At 63.7% G+C, this 19,148-nt stretch carries 11 protein-coding genes and 2 pseudogenes; 7 read left to right on the forward strand and 6 right to left on the reverse strand.

The window, feature by feature from the left end:
• Positions 1-18 precede the first annotated feature (18 nt).
• The 5 genes and pseudogenes from I7X18_RS23885 to I7X18_RS23900 all read left to right on the forward strand — a co-directional run.
• Entirely contained in the window at positions 19-183 is a 165-nt protein-coding gene (locus I7X18_RS23885; protein WP_193046434.1) for a hypothetical protein, read from the forward strand.
• Complete coding sequence (locus I7X18_RS23890; protein WP_193046435.1) at positions 184-1,647, forward strand: alpha,alpha-trehalose-phosphate synthase (UDP-forming); 1,464 nt, start codon at positions 184-186, stop codon at positions 1,645-1,647.
• Between the two features lie 128 nt (positions 1,648-1,775).
• The gene (locus I7X18_RS23895) at positions 1,776-2,867 is read left to right on the forward strand and encodes an IS110 family RNA-guided transposase (RefSeq protein ID WP_193048678.1); all 1,092 of its coding nucleotides are present in this window, start codon (positions 1,776-1,778) and stop codon (positions 2,865-2,867) included.
• A gap of 396 nt (positions 2,868-3,263) precedes the next feature.
• Positions 3,264-3,363 (forward strand): annotated as a pseudogene (locus tag I7X18_RS30145) (IS481 family transposase); the annotation flags it as partial.
• Positions 3,364-3,534: 171 nt separating this feature from the next.
• Positions 3,535-4,780, forward strand: a pseudogene (locus I7X18_RS23900) (ISL3 family transposase); the annotation flags it as partial.
• 653 nt (positions 4,781-5,433) lie between these two features.
• Here I7X18_RS23900 and I7X18_RS23910 read toward each other — a convergent pair.
• From I7X18_RS23910 to I7X18_RS23925, 4 genes are all read right to left on the reverse strand, one after another.
• Complete coding sequence (locus I7X18_RS23910; RefSeq protein WP_193046477.1) at positions 5,434-6,303, reverse strand: SAM-dependent methyltransferase; 870 nt, start codon at positions 6,301-6,303, stop codon at positions 5,434-5,436.
• 132 nt (positions 6,304-6,435) lie between these two features.
• Positions 6,436-12,855 carry a type I polyketide synthase gene (locus tag I7X18_RS23915; protein WP_232375317.1) on the reverse strand — a complete coding sequence of 2,140 codons (6,420 nt, stop codon included), beginning with the start codon at positions 12,853-12,855 and terminating at the stop codon, positions 6,436-6,438.
• A gap of 132 nt (positions 12,856-12,987) precedes the next feature.
• Complete coding sequence (locus tag I7X18_RS23920) at positions 12,988-14,151, reverse strand: thiolase family protein (RefSeq protein WP_193046478.1); 1,164 nt, start codon at positions 14,149-14,151, stop codon at positions 12,988-12,990.
• A gap of 51 nt (positions 14,152-14,202) precedes the next feature.
• Complete coding sequence (locus tag I7X18_RS23925; RefSeq protein ID WP_193046479.1) at positions 14,203-15,555, reverse strand: cytochrome P450; 1,353 nt, start codon at positions 15,553-15,555, stop codon at positions 14,203-14,205.
• A 377-nt stretch (positions 15,556-15,932) separates the two neighbouring features.
• On the opposite strand from I7X18_RS23925, the gene I7X18_RS23930 reads away from it, so the two are divergent.
• Together I7X18_RS23930 and I7X18_RS23935 are read left to right on the forward strand one after the other, a co-directional pair.
• Positions 15,933-16,493: an SRPBCC family protein gene (locus I7X18_RS23930; protein WP_193046480.1), complete on the forward strand. Its 561-nt coding sequence runs from the start codon at positions 15,933-15,935 to the stop codon at positions 16,491-16,493.
• 11 nt (positions 16,494-16,504) lie between these two features.
• Positions 16,505-17,845 (forward strand): cytochrome P450, encoded by a 1,341-nt coding sequence (locus tag I7X18_RS23935; protein WP_193046481.1) that lies wholly within the window; start codon positions 16,505-16,507, stop codon positions 17,843-17,845.
• A 118-nt stretch (positions 17,846-17,963) separates the two neighbouring features.
• On the opposite strand, the gene I7X18_RS23940 is transcribed toward I7X18_RS23935, so the two are convergent.
• Complete coding sequence (locus tag I7X18_RS23940; RefSeq protein ID WP_193046482.1) at positions 17,964-18,458, reverse strand: Rv1363c family protein; 495 nt, start codon at positions 18,456-18,458, stop codon at positions 17,964-17,966.
• The gene (locus tag I7X18_RS23945; RefSeq protein ID WP_193046483.1) at positions 18,458-19,147 is read right to left on the reverse strand and encodes an Rv1363c family protein; all 690 of its coding nucleotides are present in this window, start codon (positions 19,145-19,147) and stop codon (positions 18,458-18,460) included. The genes I7X18_RS23940 and I7X18_RS23945 overlap by 1 nt, the downstream gene beginning before the upstream one ends.
• Position 19,148: the final 1 nt, after the last annotated feature.

Below are 19,148 nucleotides of genomic sequence, written 5' to 3' on the forward strand. Positions count from 1 at the left end.
GTCGCCTAGAGTTGGAACATGCCTGCACAGTCTGATTCAGCTGAAATCGGCGACGTCGAGCCGCTCGCCGACAGCACCGCGCGTCAAGCCCGCAAGGTCGTCGCCGCATATGCCGTCGACGCCGACGAATGTCGCGTCTTCTTGTCCATGCTCGGCATCGGACCGTCGAAGCTCGAGGCGTAGGTGGCTCCGGGGGGCGACCCAGGCGTTGGCTCCGGAGACTCCGACTTCGTCGTGGTGGCCAACCGGCTGCCGATCGACATGGAACGTCTTCCCGACGGCACCACGTCGATCAAGCGAAGTCCGGGTGGGCTGGTCACCGCCCTCGAGCCGCTGCTGCGTAAACGCCACGGCGCGTGGATCGGGTGGGCCGGCATTCCGGACAGCCCCGAGGACCCGATCGAGGACGACGGTCTGCACCTCTACCCCGTCGCCCTGTCGGCCGACGATGTCGCCGACTACTACGAGGGTTTCTCCAACGCCACCCTCTGGCCGCTCTACCACGACCTGATCGTCAAACCGATCTACCACCGCAAGTGGTGGGACCGCTACGTCGACGTCAACCGCCGCTTCGCCGAGGCGACCGCACGGGCCGCCGCCCAGGGCGCCACCGTGTGGGTGCAGGACTACCAGCTGCAGTTGGTGCCGAAGATGCTGCGCATGCTGCGTCCCGACCTGACGATCGGCTTTTTCCTGCACATCCCGTTCCCGCCGGTCGAGCTGTTCATGCAGATGCCGTGGCGCACGGAGATCATCGAAGGCCTGCTCGGTGCGGACCTCGTCGGCTTCCATCTGCCGGGCGGTGCGCAGAATTTCCTCTACCTGTCCCGCCGGTTGACCGGCGCCAACACCTCGCGCGCCAGCGTGGGTGTGCGCTCGCGGTTCGGCGAGGTCCAGGTCGGCTTCCGCTCTGTGAAGGTCGGCGCGTTCCCGATCTCGATCGACTCGGCCGAACTCGACACCAAGGCCCGTAACCGCGTCGTGCGTCAGCGCGCGCGGGAGATCCGCAACGAACTCGGCAACCCCCGCAAGATCCTGCTCGGCGTGGACCGGCTCGACTACACCAAGGGCATCAACGTGCGCCTCGAGGCGTTCTCGGAGCTGCTCGAGGACGGTCGCGTCGACAAGGACGACACCGTGCTCATCCAGCTGGCCACCCCCAGCCGCGAACGCGTCCAGAGCTACATCGAGATGCGGGAGGACATCGAACGTCAGGTCGGCCACATCAACGGCGAGTTCGGCGACGTCGGCCACTCGATCGTGCACTATCTGCACCGGCCGGTCCCCCGCGACGAGCTGATCGCGTACTTCGTGGCCGCCGACGTCATGCTGGTCACCCCACTGCGGGACGGGATGAACCTGGTCGCCAAGGAGTACGTGGCCTGCCGCAGCGATCTCGGCGGCGCGCTGGTGCTCAGTGAATTCACCGGTGCCGCAGCCGAACTCCGTCAGGCCTACCTGACCAACCCACACCACCTCGAAGGCGTCAAGGATGCGATCGAGGCGGCGCTGAGCCAGGAACCCGAGGAGGGCCGGCGACGGATGCGGGCGCTGCGCAGGCAGGTGCTCGCCCACGACGTCGACCGCTGGGCGCGGGCGTTCCTCGACGCGCTCGCCGACACCCGCAAGGACGCCATACCGGTGTGACTAGACGGTATGGGTGACCGTCGGCTTTGAGTCGGGGGTTGCGGGCCGGGGCCCCACTCACCCATGTTCGTGGGTTACCGAGTAGGGAGTCGCCTGCCCGGTCTATCCGACAGTGGTGGGAGGCCCCGGTGTTTACAGAGCGTACGAGTGTGGGACTGGACGTGCATGCACGTTCGGTCGCAGCAGCGGCCATCGACGGCGTGACTGGTGAGGTTCAGCAGACTCGCCTGACCCCGTCCCACGAGCACATCCGGTCGTGGATATCGGGGCTGCCGGGGCCGGTGGCGGTGGCCTACGAGGCTGGTCCCACCGGTTTCGGCTTGCAGCGGTCGTTGACGGATGCCGGGATCCGCTGCGTCGTGGTGGCACCGTCGAAGCTGCAGAAGCCCGCTGGAGATCGAGTGAAGACCGATGCCCGCGATGCCCTGCATCTGTGCCGGTTGTTGCGTCTGGATGAGATCACGTCGGTGTCGATCCCGAGCGTGGCTCAGGAAGCGGCTCGTGACTTGGTGCGTGCCCGCGAGGACTGCCGCGGCGACCTGATGAGGGCTCGGCATCGCCTGTCCAAGCTGCTGTTGCGCCACGGCATCGTGTACTACGGCGGGGCGGCCTGGACCGGTGCCCATGATCAGTGGCTGCGCACCGTCGCCGCGCCGCAGCTCAGGGCGTCGGCGACGCGGATGGCCTTTGATGCCGACTATGACCACGTGTTGACAATGCAGGCCCGGCGGCGGCGTCTGGACGCAGCGATCGAGGAGAGGGCCGCCGATGGTGAGTTCACCGCGATTGTGCGGCGGGTGTCGTGTCTGCGGGGGGTGAACACGTTGACCGGGTTTGCGTTGGCAGTCGAAATTGGTGATTGGAACCGGTTCACCGGCAACACGATTGGCTCTTTTGTCGGGTTGGTTCCCTCGGAGTTTTCGTCGGGTTCCTCGCGGGCTCAGGGTCCGATCACCAAGACCGGCAACACCCATGTCCGGCGGCTGCTGGTCGAGGCGGCGTGGCATCACAAGCCGCGATATCACGTGGGTGCGGTGATGCGTTCGCGGTGGGATCGGGCTTCTGCGGCGGCCCGCGCCCGCGGGGACGAAGGCAACCGCCGCCTGCATGGCAGGTGGGTTGGCTTCCTGGAGCGACGTAAGCGACCCGTGACGGCCAATGTCGCGGTCGCGCGTGAACTGGCCGGCTGGTGCTGGTCGCTGGCAGTCATGGACGACTGACCGCCACCTGATCTGCTTCCTCACGAGGTCCGTGGTGGCAGCGCGTGGATCGACCCGCGACACACCTATGAGCAGCCCATGCGGGTGACGCTCGACTCTAGACATGCGGATGCGATCCAGCCGAAACACCGTCCTGCGGTAGCCAATCCGCGTATATCAGTCTGACCGCGCGTCGCCAACGACACGCTCACCACACAGACTGGCCGAGGAAGCAACGAGGCGCCGTCGAGGGTAGCTCCCCGGCGGCGCCTCACCCTGCCCTCTTGACAAAAGTCTCTACATATCAGATGTACTGACCACGGACGTTGGTAACGGCGTGATGAGGTGACACGAAAAAGACCTCCGAGTGAAGTACGAGCTCTCTAGGAACGCACCAACTTCATCTCGGAGGTCTTCATGTCCCACCGTAATGCCCCGTTGTCAGAGACTGGCCGGTTAAGGCTGGCTCAAATGTGTCGTCGACGAGCGTTGGTTTTATCGGGCTCTTCGTGAACGAAGGGTGCACCGAGGGCTGCGGATACCCGCGCTGTTTGTTCGTGTCGGTGAGCCGAGGCGGGGCCTCGGTGGGTGACGATGCGGGTTCCTACACCTAGCGTCATCACAGCACCGAGGGGTCCCGTTGTCTGAGGCTACTGCCTGCCCGCGTTCTGTTGTCGCCGACACGATCATGCGCACTATTGAGTTGGGCGTGACGATCACCGATGCCGCTGTCGATGATGAGCAGACCACGCTCTTCTGCGCGCCGGTGGCGCGGGATGCTCGCTGCCCGGACTGCGGGCGAGACGGCAAGTATCGCGACACCGTTGTGCGGCCGTTGACCGATCTGCCGGTGGCCGGCTGTCCACTGGTGTTGCAGGTCGCCGTTCCGCGCTACCGCTGCACAATGCCAGAGTGTGCGCGGACGGTGTTCAACCAAGGCCTCGGCAAGCTCGCAGCGCCGAGATCCTCGACGACACGTCGCTGCGCTCGCTATGTGTTGCGGCGGTTGATGATCGACCGAACCACCATCTCGGCGATCGCGGCCGAATTGGGTCTGTCGTGGCACACCGTGAGCACCATCGCCATGCGGGCGGCAGCCGAACTGATCGCTGCGGCCGGACCCGAACGGCTCGACGGCGAGCGCGTCATCGGCGTCGACGAACACCGCTGGGCACCACGGCGCCGCGGCACCGCAGGCTTCGTCACCCTGATCATCGACTTGACTCCCGTCCACGACGGCACCGGACCCGCGCGGCTGCTCGACCTGGTGGCAGGGCGCTCAGCGGCGGCACTGAAGACCTGGCTGGCTGACCAGTCGCCGGCGTTTCGCGACCAGGCAGAGGTGATTCGCCATGGACGGCTTCGGCGGTTACAAGACCGCCGCGGCCGACGAGCTGCCCGACGCCACCGCGGTGATGGACCCCTTCCACGTCGTCGCGTTGGCCGGTGCCAAGCTCGACCTGACCCGCCAACGCATCCAACAGCTGACCTGCGGCCATCGCGGCCGCACCGGCGACCCGCTCTACGGTGTGCGCCGCACCCTGCGCACCCGAGTTCCCCTGCTGAGCACTCGACAGCGGGCACGACTGGAAGCGGTGTTCGCCGACGACGACCATCTCGCTGTCATGGCCACGTGGAGTGGCTATCAGCGCATCATCGCCGCCTACGGCCACCCCGACCGGCGGCGCGGCAAAACGATGATGACCGCGATCATCGACTCGTTGCGCCGAGGCGTCCCCACGATCCTCGATGAACTCGCCCAACTGGGCCGCACTCTGCACCGTCGCCGCGCCGACGTGCTGGCCTTCTTCGACCACCACACCTCCAACGGCCCCACCGAGGCAATCAACGGCCGCCTGGAATCCCTGCGCCGCAACGCCCTCGGATTCCGGAACCTCACCCACTACCGATGGCGCTCACTCCTGCACAGCGGCGCACCACATCAACTCGTCAATGCACTCAAAATTCCGAAGAGCCCCTTTGGACGCCCGCAGGATCGCTGCCGCAGTTCTGTCCCTCGAGCCTGAACGGCTGCGCAGACCGCGCAGCGACGACGGTATCCGGTCAGCATTGCGGGTTCTCGTCACTGCACGTGAGCACATGACGACTGAACGAACCGCGACCGTCAACGCACTCACTGCCTTGCTGCGTGTAGCCGCGCTGGGTGTCGACGCTCGAAAGGCATTGGTCGCCAGTCAGATTAACGATATTGCTCGCTCGCGCCGGTCCAGCGCGGGTGTGTTGGCCTGCCCCAGTTTGTCCCGATCACAATCAATGCCGAGTCGACGAGGACGTACTGCAGTGGTACGACAAAGCGTGCACCCTGCGGCGAGTCCACCAGCAACACCAAGCTCGGGATGCGGGCCATATCCGAGGTGAGATACCTACCGCGGCTCACCGCATACAGGCCACGGTCGATCGCGATAATCGAGCGCCGCAGCGGGCCCGCGAATCGCCTATGCCCGATTGCGCGCACAAACCTTGGGCCCCAAACCACGTCCCGTTTCGCTTGATCAGTCAACTCTGGCACTCCTACGCAAAACGCGCATCACATCCGAAGATCCACTGGCTGCCGCGGCTTTTCCGGTTAAGGCTTGCGCGCTGTTGCGATGATGTAGTCGCTGACCCCCAGGCTGGATTTCCATAATTCTAGCCCCGCGATATTCTCGATGTCGTCGCGGCTCAGCGCGTCGAGCTGGTCGTCGTAACTGCCGCCCTTCTTGACTCGATGATGTATATATCTAGCCATTCCCGGATAGGTGAATCCCGCGATGGACTTCACATCGGCCTCGACGAAGCCGGCGGATGTGAGCTTTCGCACGTAGGACACACGGTCGTACATATTAGCGCGGGGCACACACGCTCTTTTGCGAGCTAGGGACCTGATCAACCCGGAAAACTGCTCACCAGCGCCAGGTAGCATATCAGCTAATACCAATTTGCCGCCGCTTCTCAATACTCGGAATGCTTCGCGAAAGAACTCATCGCGCGTATCGAAATGGAATGCGGACTCAAGGGCTATGACCTTATCAAATGAGCCGTCAGGATTCCCGGTCCGCAGGGCGGACCCCACGGCGAGCTGGATTCTGTCATCCAGACCTAGGTTTCGCAGGCGCTGCTGCCCGACTTCGATGTGTTGGGGCGTTATGTCGATTCCGACGATCCGCCTGACGCCGAACTCCTCGACGAAGAAGATATCTTGCTCTGCAAATCCGCATCCCGCGTCGAGGACCGTATCGGCGTCTTGTAGATCTGCAGCCTCGCCCACCAATGCAGCCATCGCGCGGCAAGCGTCCGGGTAACTTCGAGCTTCTTTCCAGAAGCCGATGTTGAGCCAGAGCGGTTTACTGACGTCTTCGAAATTCCCGTTGAATCGTTCGACGACATCGTCGCCCAGCAGGGTGTAGAAATCCGATGGATCCTTGCTCATCAGTAATTTCGGCGTGGTAAGCGTCATGAGAAGCTGCCACTTGGCATATGTTCTTAGCACTCCCAAATACTTCAACGCCGACCTCCCGATTTGATTCGCCATATCAGCCGGTCGCCGCCCCATGCGTGTAGCTCAATTGCTGTCGCTCGGGCTGCATGGTCACTCCGAAAGCCCTTCGATGACGGCGAAGAGCGTTTCGTCGTTGGCTACATCGAGATCCGGGGTCCCGGTGGTGGCGGCGATTCCGCGCAGAGACTGCTGTACGGCGGCCAATCGTCGCAGCACTTCAACACGAGTATGGTCTTCGAGGCTGATGTCCGCACCGCTCCGTTGTGTTGTCTCTTCGAGGCGGGTGAGCAACTCCATCAGATTCGACGACATGTCCCCGTCCACGGAATGCGCCTGTGATCCGATCTTGGTGCGCAGGTACCGCGCAAGTGCGTGAGCGTTGGGGTGATCGAACACTATGGTGGTCGGCAGTTTGAGACCGGTTTCACTCTGTAGTCGGTTCCGAAATTCGACGCCCGTCAGCGAGTCCACACCCAGCGATCTGAAGGGCTCATCAGGTGGAATGGTGCCGACTCCGTGGTGGCCAAGCACCGCCGCCGCCTGCGCGCGCACAAACTCGAGGATGGTCCGCTCCTGTTCGCCTACCGGGCGCCCGGCAATCTGGGCGGCCAACTTGGATTGAGCCATATCGTGGCTGACGGCCGTTTTCCGGCGGCTGACGCGAACAAGCGCACGGTACAGATGTGGCAAAGTCTCAGCGTCGGCCACGGTCGCCAGCGACAGCCGGGCGGGGACGAGCAGTGCGTGCCCAGTCTGCAGTGCAGTGTCGAATAGTGCCAGCCCGTCATCGGAGCTGAGCGGTGATAGACCGATCCGGCTCATCCGGTCGTTGTCCTGCTCGTCCAGATGCCCGGTCATGCCGGTTTTCTGCTGCCACAGGCCCCACGCCAACGAGGTGGCCGCGAGCCCTTGATGTTGACGGTACTGGGCCAGGGCGTCGAGATAGCTGTTAGCGGCGGCGTAATTCGCCTGGCCCGGGGTACCGAGGACACCGGCCGCGGACGAGAAAAGCACGAATAGCGCCAGGTCGCTGTCGGAGGTGAGGTCGTGAAGATTCCACGCCGCGTCGACTTTGGTACGCACCACCGAATCGAAGTGTTCCGCACCGAGATCGCTGAAGATGCTGTCATGAAGCAGACCCGCGGCATGGATGACCCCGGTGAGCGGACGGTCGGCGGGTATATCGGCCAGGACCGCCGCCAGCGCGTCGCGGTCGGCTGCGTCGCAGGCCACCACCCGGGTCTGCGCGCCCAACTCACCCAGTTCAGCGACCAGTGCGTCGGCACGCTCTGCGTTCGGTCCGCTTCGCGAAAGCAACAACAGGTGGCGCACCCCATGGCGAGTCACGAGATGCCGGGCGAGCAGGGATCCGAGGCCGCCGGTGCCACCGGTGACCAACACTGTGCCATTGGAGTCAACCGGGCGTGGGAGGGACAACGCGATCTTCCCAATATGGCGGGCTTGCGACACGTACCGGTACACCTCCGGCAGACGACGCATGTCCCACGCGGAGACCTCCGGTGGGTCGATCGCGCCCGCGGACAGCATGGCCATCACATCGCGCAAAGTCTCGCGGATTCGGTCAGCACCCGCTTCCAGAGTGTTGAAATGCAAGTAGCCGACGCCCGGATGGTCAGCGGCCACGACTGCTGGATCGCGTAGGTCCGTGCGGCTCATCTCCAGGAATTTGCCGCCGCGCGGCAGCAACCGGAGCGACGCGTCGGTGTACTCGTTGGCCAGGGAATTCAGCACGAGATCCATCCCCGCGCCGTCGGTGAAATCGAGGAAGCTCCGCTCGAAGCCCACATCGCGGGAACTGGCGATGTGGTCGTCATCGAGCCCCTGTGCACGAAGTACCGGCCACTTCGCCGGGCTGGCAGTGGCGAACACCTCCAACCCCCATGCCTTGGAAAGCGAGACCGCCGCCATGCCGACGCCACCGGTCGCGGAGTGCACGAGAATCCGCTCGCCGGGTCGGGCGTCGGCCAAGTCACGCAACGCGTAATAGGCGGTCAGGAAGGCCACCGGGATGCTAGCCGCCTGGACGAAAGTCCAGTCATCGGGAACTGAGGTCAGTAGGCGGTGGTCGGCGTCCACGCTGGACGCCACGCCCAGCAGAATCCCAAAGACTCGATCCCCGGGCACGAAACCAGTAACCTCGGCGCCCACGGCGGTGACAACACCGGCGGCCTCGCATCCGATCTGGGCACCCGGGTCAGGGTACATCCCAAGGGCGACAAGCACATCGCGGAAGTTCACACCGATGGCGCGGACTTCGACCCGCACCTCGCTCGGCGCGAGATCACCGAGGCCAGCCGGCTGCACCGACAGGTTGTCAGCGCTCAAAGTCGCCAGACCGGCACACTGCAATGACCACTCCGGAGGGTGCGAATCCCATTCGAGCGAGGCACCGCGGTCCGGCCGGACCAACCGAGGCGCTCTGAGCGCCCCTCGGCGGTACGCTGCCTGCGGCTCCCCCGACGCCAATATGGCGGGCACTGCGGCGTTCATCGACGCCCAGTTGTCGAGGTCTAGCAGCAAGACCCGGCCCGGATCTTCTGTCTGCAGGCTGCGTAGCAAACCCCACACACCGGCATGAACGAGGTCAGGCACGGCATCGGAGGCATCCGATGCGATTGCGTCGCGCGTCACCACGATGAGACGGCTATCTGCAGTTTCTCCGTCGGCCAACCAATCTCGTACCCGCTGGGCAACAGCCCACAAGCGCTCGCGCACCGTGGCACCGTCGGCGACGCCGCCTCCACAACAGCGCAAGATCTGGGTCGCCGCGCCGGAGGCCGACGTTTCGGTGATGTCCGCCCAATCCACGTCGCGAGCTTCGACGTCGACCGGGATCCAATCCACGCTGAACAGTGCCTGCTCGGCAATGTTTGCGCCGCGAGGGCGCAACCCGCCGACCGGCGTGTCACGCATCGTCAACGCACTTACCGTGGCAACCGGTTCACCGTGCTGGTCGTACAACTGCACAGCGACCCGCCTGTCGCCGATGACCTTCAGCCAGACTCGCAACTGTCGCGCACCGACCGCCCGCACGTGGATGTGGTCCCAGGCGAAAGGCAGCAGCACTTTGTCGGACTCGGCGGTGAGACCGCAATAGCCGACAGTTTGAAGGGCGGCGTCCAGAAGCGCCGGATGCAGCACGAAACCCTGCGCCTGGTCGAGACCCTGCTCCGGCAGCTCGACCTCGGCGAAAACTTCCATCCCTCGGGTCCACACTGCACGGATCCCCTGGAATGCGGGTCCGTAGTGGTAACCACGGTCGGCGGCAGTTCGGTACGCGCGTGACACATCGACGCTGTTGGCTGCGGCGGGCGGCCAGGCGAACGGCGTTGACGGTGCGTCGGGTGCGGCCGGGGTCAACATGCCTTGCGCATGCAGGCTCCAGGCAGTGTCAGCATCCTCGGGACGCGAATAGACCGCCACCGTTCGGCCGGCGGCACTCTGCCGGCCCACAACTACCTGTAGATCGACCCCGCCCTGTTCGGGTACGAACAGGGGCGCCGGTAGCACCAGCTCCTGAACGGCTCCGTGACCGACTTGTTCGCCGACGAACAAGGCGCATTCCACGAGTGCCGTACCCGGCATCAGTAATGCATCGCCGACGGCGTGGTCGGCGAGCCAGGGATGCATTTCCAGTGACACTCGGCCGGTGAACAGCACCTCACCCGACGCGGGCTGCTGAACGACGGCGCCCAGCAAGGGATGCTTGCACGTGCCGATCCCCAGCGCAGCGACATCCGAGCGAGCACTTCTAGGCGGATCGAGCCAATAACGTTCGTGGGCAAAGGGATATGTTGGAATTTCGACATCTGCGCCATTGCGGCCGACGTAGTTGGCCCAGCTGATGGGTACGCCGGCCGCGTTGGCTTCGGCGGCTGACTCCACCATCCGGAGAAGTCCGCCGTCTTCACGGCGCAGCGAACTGCCGACGAACCAGTGGTCGTTCTCGTCGGCAACCGCCTCGCAATTCTGTGCCACGCTGACCGTCAGTACCGGGTGTGGGCTCATCTCGAGGTATCGGCGCACGCCTCGCCGATAGGACGCTTGCACCGCCTCATCGAACCTGACGGTGTCGCGTAGATTTCGGCACCAGTAGTCCGCGCCGAGAATGTCGCCGGCGATCATGTCGCCGTAGACGGTGGAGTAGATCTCGACGGTCGAATCTCCGGTCGGGGTGATCTCTCCCAAGACCGCTCGAAAATCGTCCTTTATCAAGTCGATCTGCGAAGAGTGTGCGGCGTAGTCGACCGGGATGCGTTTGGCTTCGATCCCTTCCGAGTCGAACTCGGCCAGCAGCTCTTCGAGTGCTGCCGTGGTTCCAGAGACCACGGTGATCTTTGGGCTGTTAACGGCGCCGACACCGAGTTCGCCGCGCCAACGATCAAGTCGTTCGCGGACTTGGTCGTGAGGCAGTGACACAGACGCCATGCCGCCGAGACTGGCCAACGTGGCGACAGCACGACTGCGCAGCACCACAATTCGGGCGGCCACGCGCAGTGGCAGCGCCCCAGCGACATACGCCGCCGCAACTTCGCCCTGGGAGTGTCCAATGACGGCGTCGGGGACAACCCCTAACGAGCGCCACACTTCGGCAATGGCGACCAGGACCGAGAACAAGACGGGCTGCACGACATCCACCGCGTTCAGCTTTGGCGCGCCGGGCTCTCCGCGGAGGACGGCGAGCGGGTCCCAGTCCACGAATTCGCGAAGGGCCACGGCACAGGAGGTCAAGTGTTCAGCGAACACCGGACAAGTAACGAGAAGGTCTCTACCCATCCCGATCCACTGGCTGCCCTGGCCAGGAAACACGAGCGCCGTTCGCCCCGTCGCCTGCGCATGCCCGGTCACCAGCCCGGCATTGGGCTGGCTGTCGGCCATGGCTGCCAAACCCGTTGTCAGAGTGTCGCGGTCGGCACCAAGGATGATTGCTCGGTGTTCAAATGCGGTGCGACGAACGAGCGCACCGGCTACGTCCGCGGGGTCCAGGTGGGGGTCACCTTCCACCATATCGCGCAGGCGGGTGGCTTGGCGGACAAGGGCTTCGGGCGTTCGTGCTGATAGCGGCCACACGAGTGCCGCCGGCGGTGTGGCGTCAGCGGACGAGCGTTGAGTCTCCGGGGCTTGCTCGAGGATGACGTGCGCGTTGGTGCCGGAGATGCCGAACGACGAGACCGCCGCGCGCCTGGGGCGACCCCGCTCCTCCCAGTGCCTAGCCTCTTGCAGCAACCGCACGGCGCCGGCGTTCCAATCGACCTTCGTCGATGCCACGCCTGCATGGAGCGTCGCCGGCATGACGCCCCGGCGGATCGCCTCGATCATCTTGATCATCCCGGCCACACCGGCAGCGGCCATGGTGTGACCGATGTTCGACTTCACTGAACCGATCCACAGCGGGTCACCGTTGCGGCCCTCGCCGTAGGTCGCCATCAGTGCCTGAGCCTCTATCGAGTCGCCGAGTGGTGTGCCGGTGCCGTGCGCCTCAACCACGTCGACCTCGGTCGTACCGACTCCCGCGTCCGCCAGCGCAGCCCGGATAACCCGCTGCTGCGCAAGCCCGCTGGGCGCACTCAGCCCGTTGGATGCCCCATCCTGGTTCACCGCCGATCCACGAACAACGGCGAGCACACGGTGGCTGTTCTCGCGTGCATCTTCCAGTCGTTCCAAGGCCAGCACACCCACGCCCTCCGCCGGCCCGAACCCATCGGCATGATCTGCGAAAGCCTTGGATCGGCCGTCGGCGGCCAGCGCCCGCAGCGCCGAGAATCCGACGAAGTAGTTCGGCACCGCCATGACGGAGGCGCCGCCCACCAAAGCCAGCGAGCACTCGCGCAAGCGCAGTGCACGCACCCCGAGGTGCACAGCCGTCAACGATGAGGAGCACGCCGTGTCCACAGCCACCGCCGGTCCCTCCAGACCGAGGACGTAGGCCACCCGGCCGGCAGCGACGCTGCAGGTGGCTCCTGTCATCAGATGCCCCGCGTAGCCCTCCCGATCTTGATATGCGCGAATGCCGTACTCGCCGTGGACGATGCCGGTATACACCGCCGTGTCGGACCCTTTCAACGAACGGGGGTCGATGCCTGCATGTTCGAGCGCCTGCCACGTGACTTCCAGCAGCAGCCTTTGGTGGGGTTCCATCGCGATCGCCTCGCGCGGGCTTATCCCGAAGAATGCGGCGTCGAACCCAGCCGCGTCGTGCAGGAATCCGCCCTCGCGAACGTACGTACTCCCGGTGGCTCCCGGCTCCGGGTTGTAAACGAGATCCCATGCTCGATCTCTGGGGAATCCTGATATGGCGTCACGACGTTGTTCAACGACCGACCACAGGTCGCCCGGGCTGTTTACGCCACCCGGGTATCGACATCCGATACCGACCACCGCAATCGGCTCCGCCTGGCAGTCGCCGACCTGAGATAGCTGCTCGCGTAAGGATCGGATCTCCTGCGCGGCCCGCCGCAGATAAGCCCGTAATTCATCCTCTGTCGGCACAGAAATCACACCCTCAGAGATTCTGTCGATCAAGGTGAGAGTGCCCTGCAATCGTCCAGAAAGATACGCGTAACGGATGAATTGGAGCGCGCCCTGCTCGCAGTAGCGTTGTTCGGTTCACGGCGCCCACAGCTAGACCGACGCCCGCACGTCCAGGACAATTGCGGTCGCGACACCGCCGGCACCGATTATCGCGGCCAGCCCGTAACCCCCGCCGCGCCGTTGCAATGCGTTGATCAAGGTGCCGGCCACCCGCGTGCCGGATCCAGCGTATGGATGGCCGAGCGCGAGCCCCCCTCCGTAGACGTTTATCTTGTCACGATCGAGTTCCAGTGCGCGCTCGAACGCCACTCCGATAGAGGCGTACGAATCTTGCACTTCGAATAGATCCACCTCGTCCAATCCGAGACCTGCAACCTCAAGCGCACGCCGACTCGCGGTCACCGCTGCCATAGTTGCCGCGTCCGGTTCGGCTGCTGTGCACGACCACCCGATGACCTCGGCCAGCACCGGAGCACCACGCGATCTGGCGAATTCGAGGTCGCACAACACCATTGCCGCCGCACCGTCTGTTAGAGCAGTTTGATTGCCCACAGTCACCGTGCACCCGGGTCCCATGAAGGAATCCATGCTCTGAAAGAATTCGAGACTGAGTCCACGATGCGGTAATTCGTCATCGAAAGCCTCGGTTGACTCGACCTCCACTGCCACCTTTTCGATGTCGAACAACCCGTCGTCTATCGCCGACGCGGCGAGTCGGTGCGCGCGGTATGCCCATTCGTCGATGTCTTCCCGAACTAGGTTAAACAGCTTGGCTGTACCCTCGCCCAGCGTCAGCACGAGGTCCATGGCGGGTGACGCGCCGGCGTTGGGATGGCTTGGCGAACATTCCTGTTCGAGGATCCCGGTTTGCAGAAATGAGGGTGTCACGAACTGCGACCGCGACACCGAAGAGACTCCGCCGGCAACCACACACCGGTGCATACCCGACCGAATCGCGGCGACCGCGTGATGTATAGCCATCATGCCGGACGTGCAGAAGCCTCCGATGGCGACGCCCGGTACCTCCGGCGACAGGCCGAGATCCAGCGCGGCGTATCGTGCGATGCATCCACCGCCCTGGTAAACCTCGCCGAGCATGATGTTGTCGACATCAGCTGCGTCCACACCGGAACGGGTCAGGGCGGCGGCCACGGCGGCCTTCGCCAAGTCGAATTCCGTCGCCTTTGCCAAAGCGCCGGAGAATGCACGCGCGAACGGCGTCCGTGCCGACGAGATGATAACCGCCTCTGTCACGAAACCGATCCGCCTTCCACATCGTTGAGCATGTCCGTGAATTCCTGAGGCTCATCCACCGCGCGAGCAGCCGGCGACGAGTTGGAGGTCGGCGGCGAGTTCGACACCATACGAGAACCTCTTCTTCAGCTGGTATGTCGGATCGGCGAGTTCATACGATTTCCGGTGCGCGATCCGCGCCACGGTCAGCGGAATCAACACCTCCGCAACGCGCTTGCCCATACAGAGGTGATGCCCACGGCCGAAGGGAGCCAGGACACCTGCTGGTACCTGTATCCGTTCGGGACCGATGAAGCGGTACGGATTGAAGGTAGTCGGTTCCACGAAGTATGCATCCGACATCTGCGCCACGCAGGTGGCAATCATGAGCGACTGGCCCCGGTGAATGCGTTGGCCCGCGAATTCGAAGTCTCGAAGCGCATGGCGCATCAACACCGGAACCGATGGGTATAGGCGCATTGATTCTTTGACAATTGCTTGCAAGAAGGGCGTTTTCTGGAAGAGCGTCACCTCATCCGGTGTACCGGCCGAGAACAGGTGATCTGCTTCGGATTCAACCCTCATCCGGTAATCGGGATGCCGGGCCAATGTGCACAGAATGGAGGCAATGGTGTTTGATGCGGTATCCATCCCACCAAGAAATGGGCCGAAGAGGTTCATCGGCAGATCGTGCTCCGTCATGATGTCCGGATGCTGTCTGCAGGCGGCTATCAGGTCATCAAACAATCGCGCACCGGTGACTCCGCCGGGGGCCGCGTCCGCGCGTGCCTCGAATATTCTTGCTATTCGCGAGGCATCGGCGACCATTCGTGCCTTTGCGCGCCGATACTTCGGAAGTCGTAGCGACATTCGCGGCCAGCGCTTCAGTAAGTGTACGTTGGTCGCCCAGTGGATTTGCGTGCGGATGTGATCGATATTGTCGAACAGCAACATATCGGCGAACACCACACTCAGCTCGTCTATGACGAGTTCCTGCAATGACTTTACCGCCGAAACTCTGAAACCCGACCGCCAATGCGTATTTAGCCACGCGTCAATAATGTCGAGGACTTTCCCATACCGTCCGGTTAGCGCTTCGCGCGCATAGCCTTTGTGTACCATTGCTCGGAATGCCGCATGCCGCTCGCCGTCGGAATTGACCAACGCCTCTTCAGTTCCGTATTCATCGATCATCCCCTGAAACGCAACCTTGGATCCTAGAGCGTTCTTCCCTTCTGGCGATCCGACATAGTTCACGGCATCGACCCCAGCGAGCACCACAAACTCCCTGCCCACCGCTCTGATCAGAAACACTGGTCCATGCTTCAAGAATTGAGAGTGAAGAAATTGAGGCAGAGCGTCATACATCGGCCACGCGCTGCCGATCAACGGGATACTATCGGCAACTGGGAGCTTCTGCGTCACCTCTCGACCCACGATCCATGGTTGCGGTGATAGCGCACGGCTGCGCGAAACTGTCGTTCGTAACGGTTGACGCCGGCGCCTTCTATCCGTGCGGTAACGCGCAAATCGCACCCCTTACGTACGCCACCGTCGCTGGCGTGTCCTCGACCCCGGTTCGGAAAGTAGCACCTCCCCAGCGGTACCGCAAGGCTCTGGAAACGCAGCCGCGACCGGTGCACATGCTCAATTCATGCCGCTTTTCCTTACACGTGTATCGCGGCGGGGCTATGGTCTATGCGGGCGAGCACTCCGTTCGCTGGCGGGACGACGTCTTATGACGTACGCCGTCGCTACACCACGAGTTCTTGAGGTGGACCGACTCGCAGAGAGGGCTAGGAATGCTCGGCAACAATCTGCGCTCAGCAGATGATTTTCTCCCGGCGATCACGGTATATGAGGAAAACATCTCGCTAATCTCTGGCGTCGATGAGGTGTGGACCGAACTCGCGGCCGGAAATCATCGTTTCTTGCCCGGGATCAACGTTGAGTGGTTGACGGTCGAGCCGCATGGCGTCGGCACGTTGCGCATCATGAATTTCGGCCCGGTTCATCTGAGATCGCGGTACTTCGCTTGGGACGAAACGAACCACTACAAAGCCTTTTATCTTGAGAACCCGCCCGTGGGGGTCCGCGAACTCGTTGAGCACTTTCGCGTGACGCCTAATGGCTCTGGGTCAATTTTCTCATACCGTCTCGCTGTCATTCCGACATCGGTCATTCGACCGCTGATCCCAGCCTTGTCTGCTTACGTCACCTTCGTGATGCGGAACTGGCACGTGCGATTCATAAAACGCCGTTTCGGAGCCAGTGAGGCACGTCATCAAATGGACATCGCGCCGGCGCAGACACGGAGTAGCGTGAGCCGGCATGGAAAGTGGCGTCGATCGCACGACTCGTGAGGAACCGCAGCATGAGTGATCCGACCCTCGTCCAGGCCCACGCCGACCCGTCCGGGCATGCGACCCGGCTGCCGCCGGGGCCTTCGATCCCGAAGTTGGTGCAGGGCTTTTGGTTCGCGCTGGCACGACGGCAGATGATCGACAGACTGACCCGGCGGTACGGGGACGCGTACACCATCAAACTGCCGACCGTGGGCACTGTCGTTGTCGTCACCGATCCAGATCTGGCCAAACAGACATTCCAGGTCAGCCCAGAAGAACTGGGAATTCTGCGACCCAATCTCAGCGACCGCTTGCTGGGTCCCGGTTCAGTGTTCGCTCTCGACGGCGCTGACCACCGGCGCCGCCGCGACCAGCTCAGCCCGCCATTCCACGGTAGGAGTGTGCGCAGGTTCGAGCAGGTGTTCGTGGAGGAGACGCTCCGGGAAACCGCGGACTGGCCCATCGAAAGACGGTTCGAAACCCTGGAGCCGATGCTGCGGATCGCACTCAACGCAATGCTGCGTGGAATCTTCGGCGCCGAAGGAAGCGAACTGGGAGAACTGCGACAAATCATCCCACCCTGGGTGACCTTGGGACAGCGGCTGACGACGCTTCCGATGCCCCGCCGCACATTCGGCAGGTTCACACCCTGGGGGCGGCTTGCTGAGCTGCGGCGCCGGTACGAGGTGGTGTTAGACGAATTGATCGCGCGCGCACTCGCAGACCCGAACTTCGCGGACCGGAACGACGTGTTGAGCATATTGCTGCGCAGTACCGATGAAGATGGTCATCCGATGTCCCGCGGGGATATCGGGGACGAACTGCTGACATTCTTAGCCGCTGGCCATGAGACCACGGCAGCGACTCTGGCATGGGTGTTCGAGCGGATCAGCAGAGAACCCGAATTGCTGGCAGCGCTGACGGCGGAAGCTGATTCCAGTGAGAATTCCTTACGTCGCGCCACTATCCGGGAAGTGCAACGTACCCGTACCGTTGTCGACTTCACTGGGCGCCACGTGTATGCACCAACGATTCGACTGGGCGATTGGGTGATTCCGCGGGGATCTTCAGTGATGGTGTTCATTTCGCAAATCCATGTCAACCCCGCCGCCTTTGACCATCCGGCCGAATTCGAACCGCAACGCTTCGTCGGCGCTAGTCCCCAAGCCTCTACGTGGATTCCATATGGAGGCGGAACGCGTCGCTGCCCCGGCGCGAGTTTCGCGAATATCGGTATGGATGTGGTACTGCGAACGGTGTTGCGGCAGTTCGTCATAGTGCCGACCGTCGCCTCCGCGGAGAAGCGGCATGCTCGCGGCGTGGCTTTCACTCCCAAAGACGGGGGGCGGATCGTGATCCGTCATCGCTGAGAATGCGCCATGGCGAAAGGGATCTCGCGCCGGTAATGGAGGGGTCACCGCACCCGCAAGGACCAACCTCGCCCCAGCGCGTAATACGCTCAAGAAATTATGGCGTGTTCGTAATTCGCTAGATCGGCGTGATGTAGTCGATCAGCCACCGGCCGTCGACCTTGGCGTAGTCCACCCGCAGCCGGCTGCCGTCGTAGATCGGCTTACCGTCCTTCTCGGTGACGGTGCGGTTCAGGTACACCATGACCTGCGCTGAATTGCGTTGCGCATCCAGCACTCCCACGCCGACGACGTGGGCCTGGCTGACGACCTGACGCTCCCGCGCCTGCGGGATGATGTCATTGGTGGCACGATCGCGGAACTCCTGGCGGAAGTCCGGTGCGAGCATGGTGTACGCCTCGGTCAGGCTGCGCTCGACGGTCTGATAGTCGTAGCCGAAGACCTTCGGGACCTGCTCGGCCGCCAGCGGTGCCAGCTCGGCGCGGGCCTGCTGCGCTCCGCGGGTTTCGACGCGGTCCCAGAACAGCCAGCCGCCCAACGCGGCGAGCGCGACGAACGCCACCGCGCACAGCACGCCGAGCACAGATGCCAGGCGGGTCGGCCACTTCCCCATCAGTTGCCGCCCTCCGGGTACTTCAGGTCGTATCCGGTCATGTGGCCGTTGTCGTCCTCGTGGACGATCACGCGCAACCGGTACGGCTGCGACGGCTTGTTGTTGCCGTCGATGTCGGTGATGGTGACGCGGACGGCGACCAGCACCGCGGCGTTGTCGGCGACGTCGTCGACCTTCTCGAGCGCGGCACCGTTGATGACCGCCTCGGCACTGGCCTCGGTGTCGCGAAAGAGCGCCTTGAGGTTGTCCACGTTGTTGCCCTGGCTGAGCATGTCGCGCAGCGGACCGCTGGTGCCGTCGACGAACCGGTTCACGTCCTCGTCGATGGTGTCCTGGGTGTAGCTGAACATGTTCACCACGGTCTGCGACGCCGTATCGACGAACCGCTGGTCGCGGGCCTGTATCGCGTCGGCGTCGCGCTGTTGCGCCGACCACACCCCCACGAGCGTCGTCACGGCCGCCAACGCCACCGCCAGCACGCCCAGCGACACCGCCGCGACCAGCGTGCGGTGCGGTCGGCGGCGCGGTGGCGGGGGGGCCGGCTTCGGGATGCGCACCTTGATGGGTGCCGGCGCATCGACCCGGGCGCCATCGGAGGCCGGTTCGCTCGCACTGCCGTTCGCCGGGCCGGCCGCGCGGGACGCACGCCGACGCACCGGCTTCATTGTCGAAGCCGATTGTTCAGTCATC

It is taken from the genome of Mycolicibacterium baixiangningiae (assembly GCF_016313185.1).
GTDB lineage: Bacteria > Actinomycetota > Actinomycetes > Mycobacteriales > Mycobacteriaceae > Mycobacterium > Mycobacterium baixiangningiae.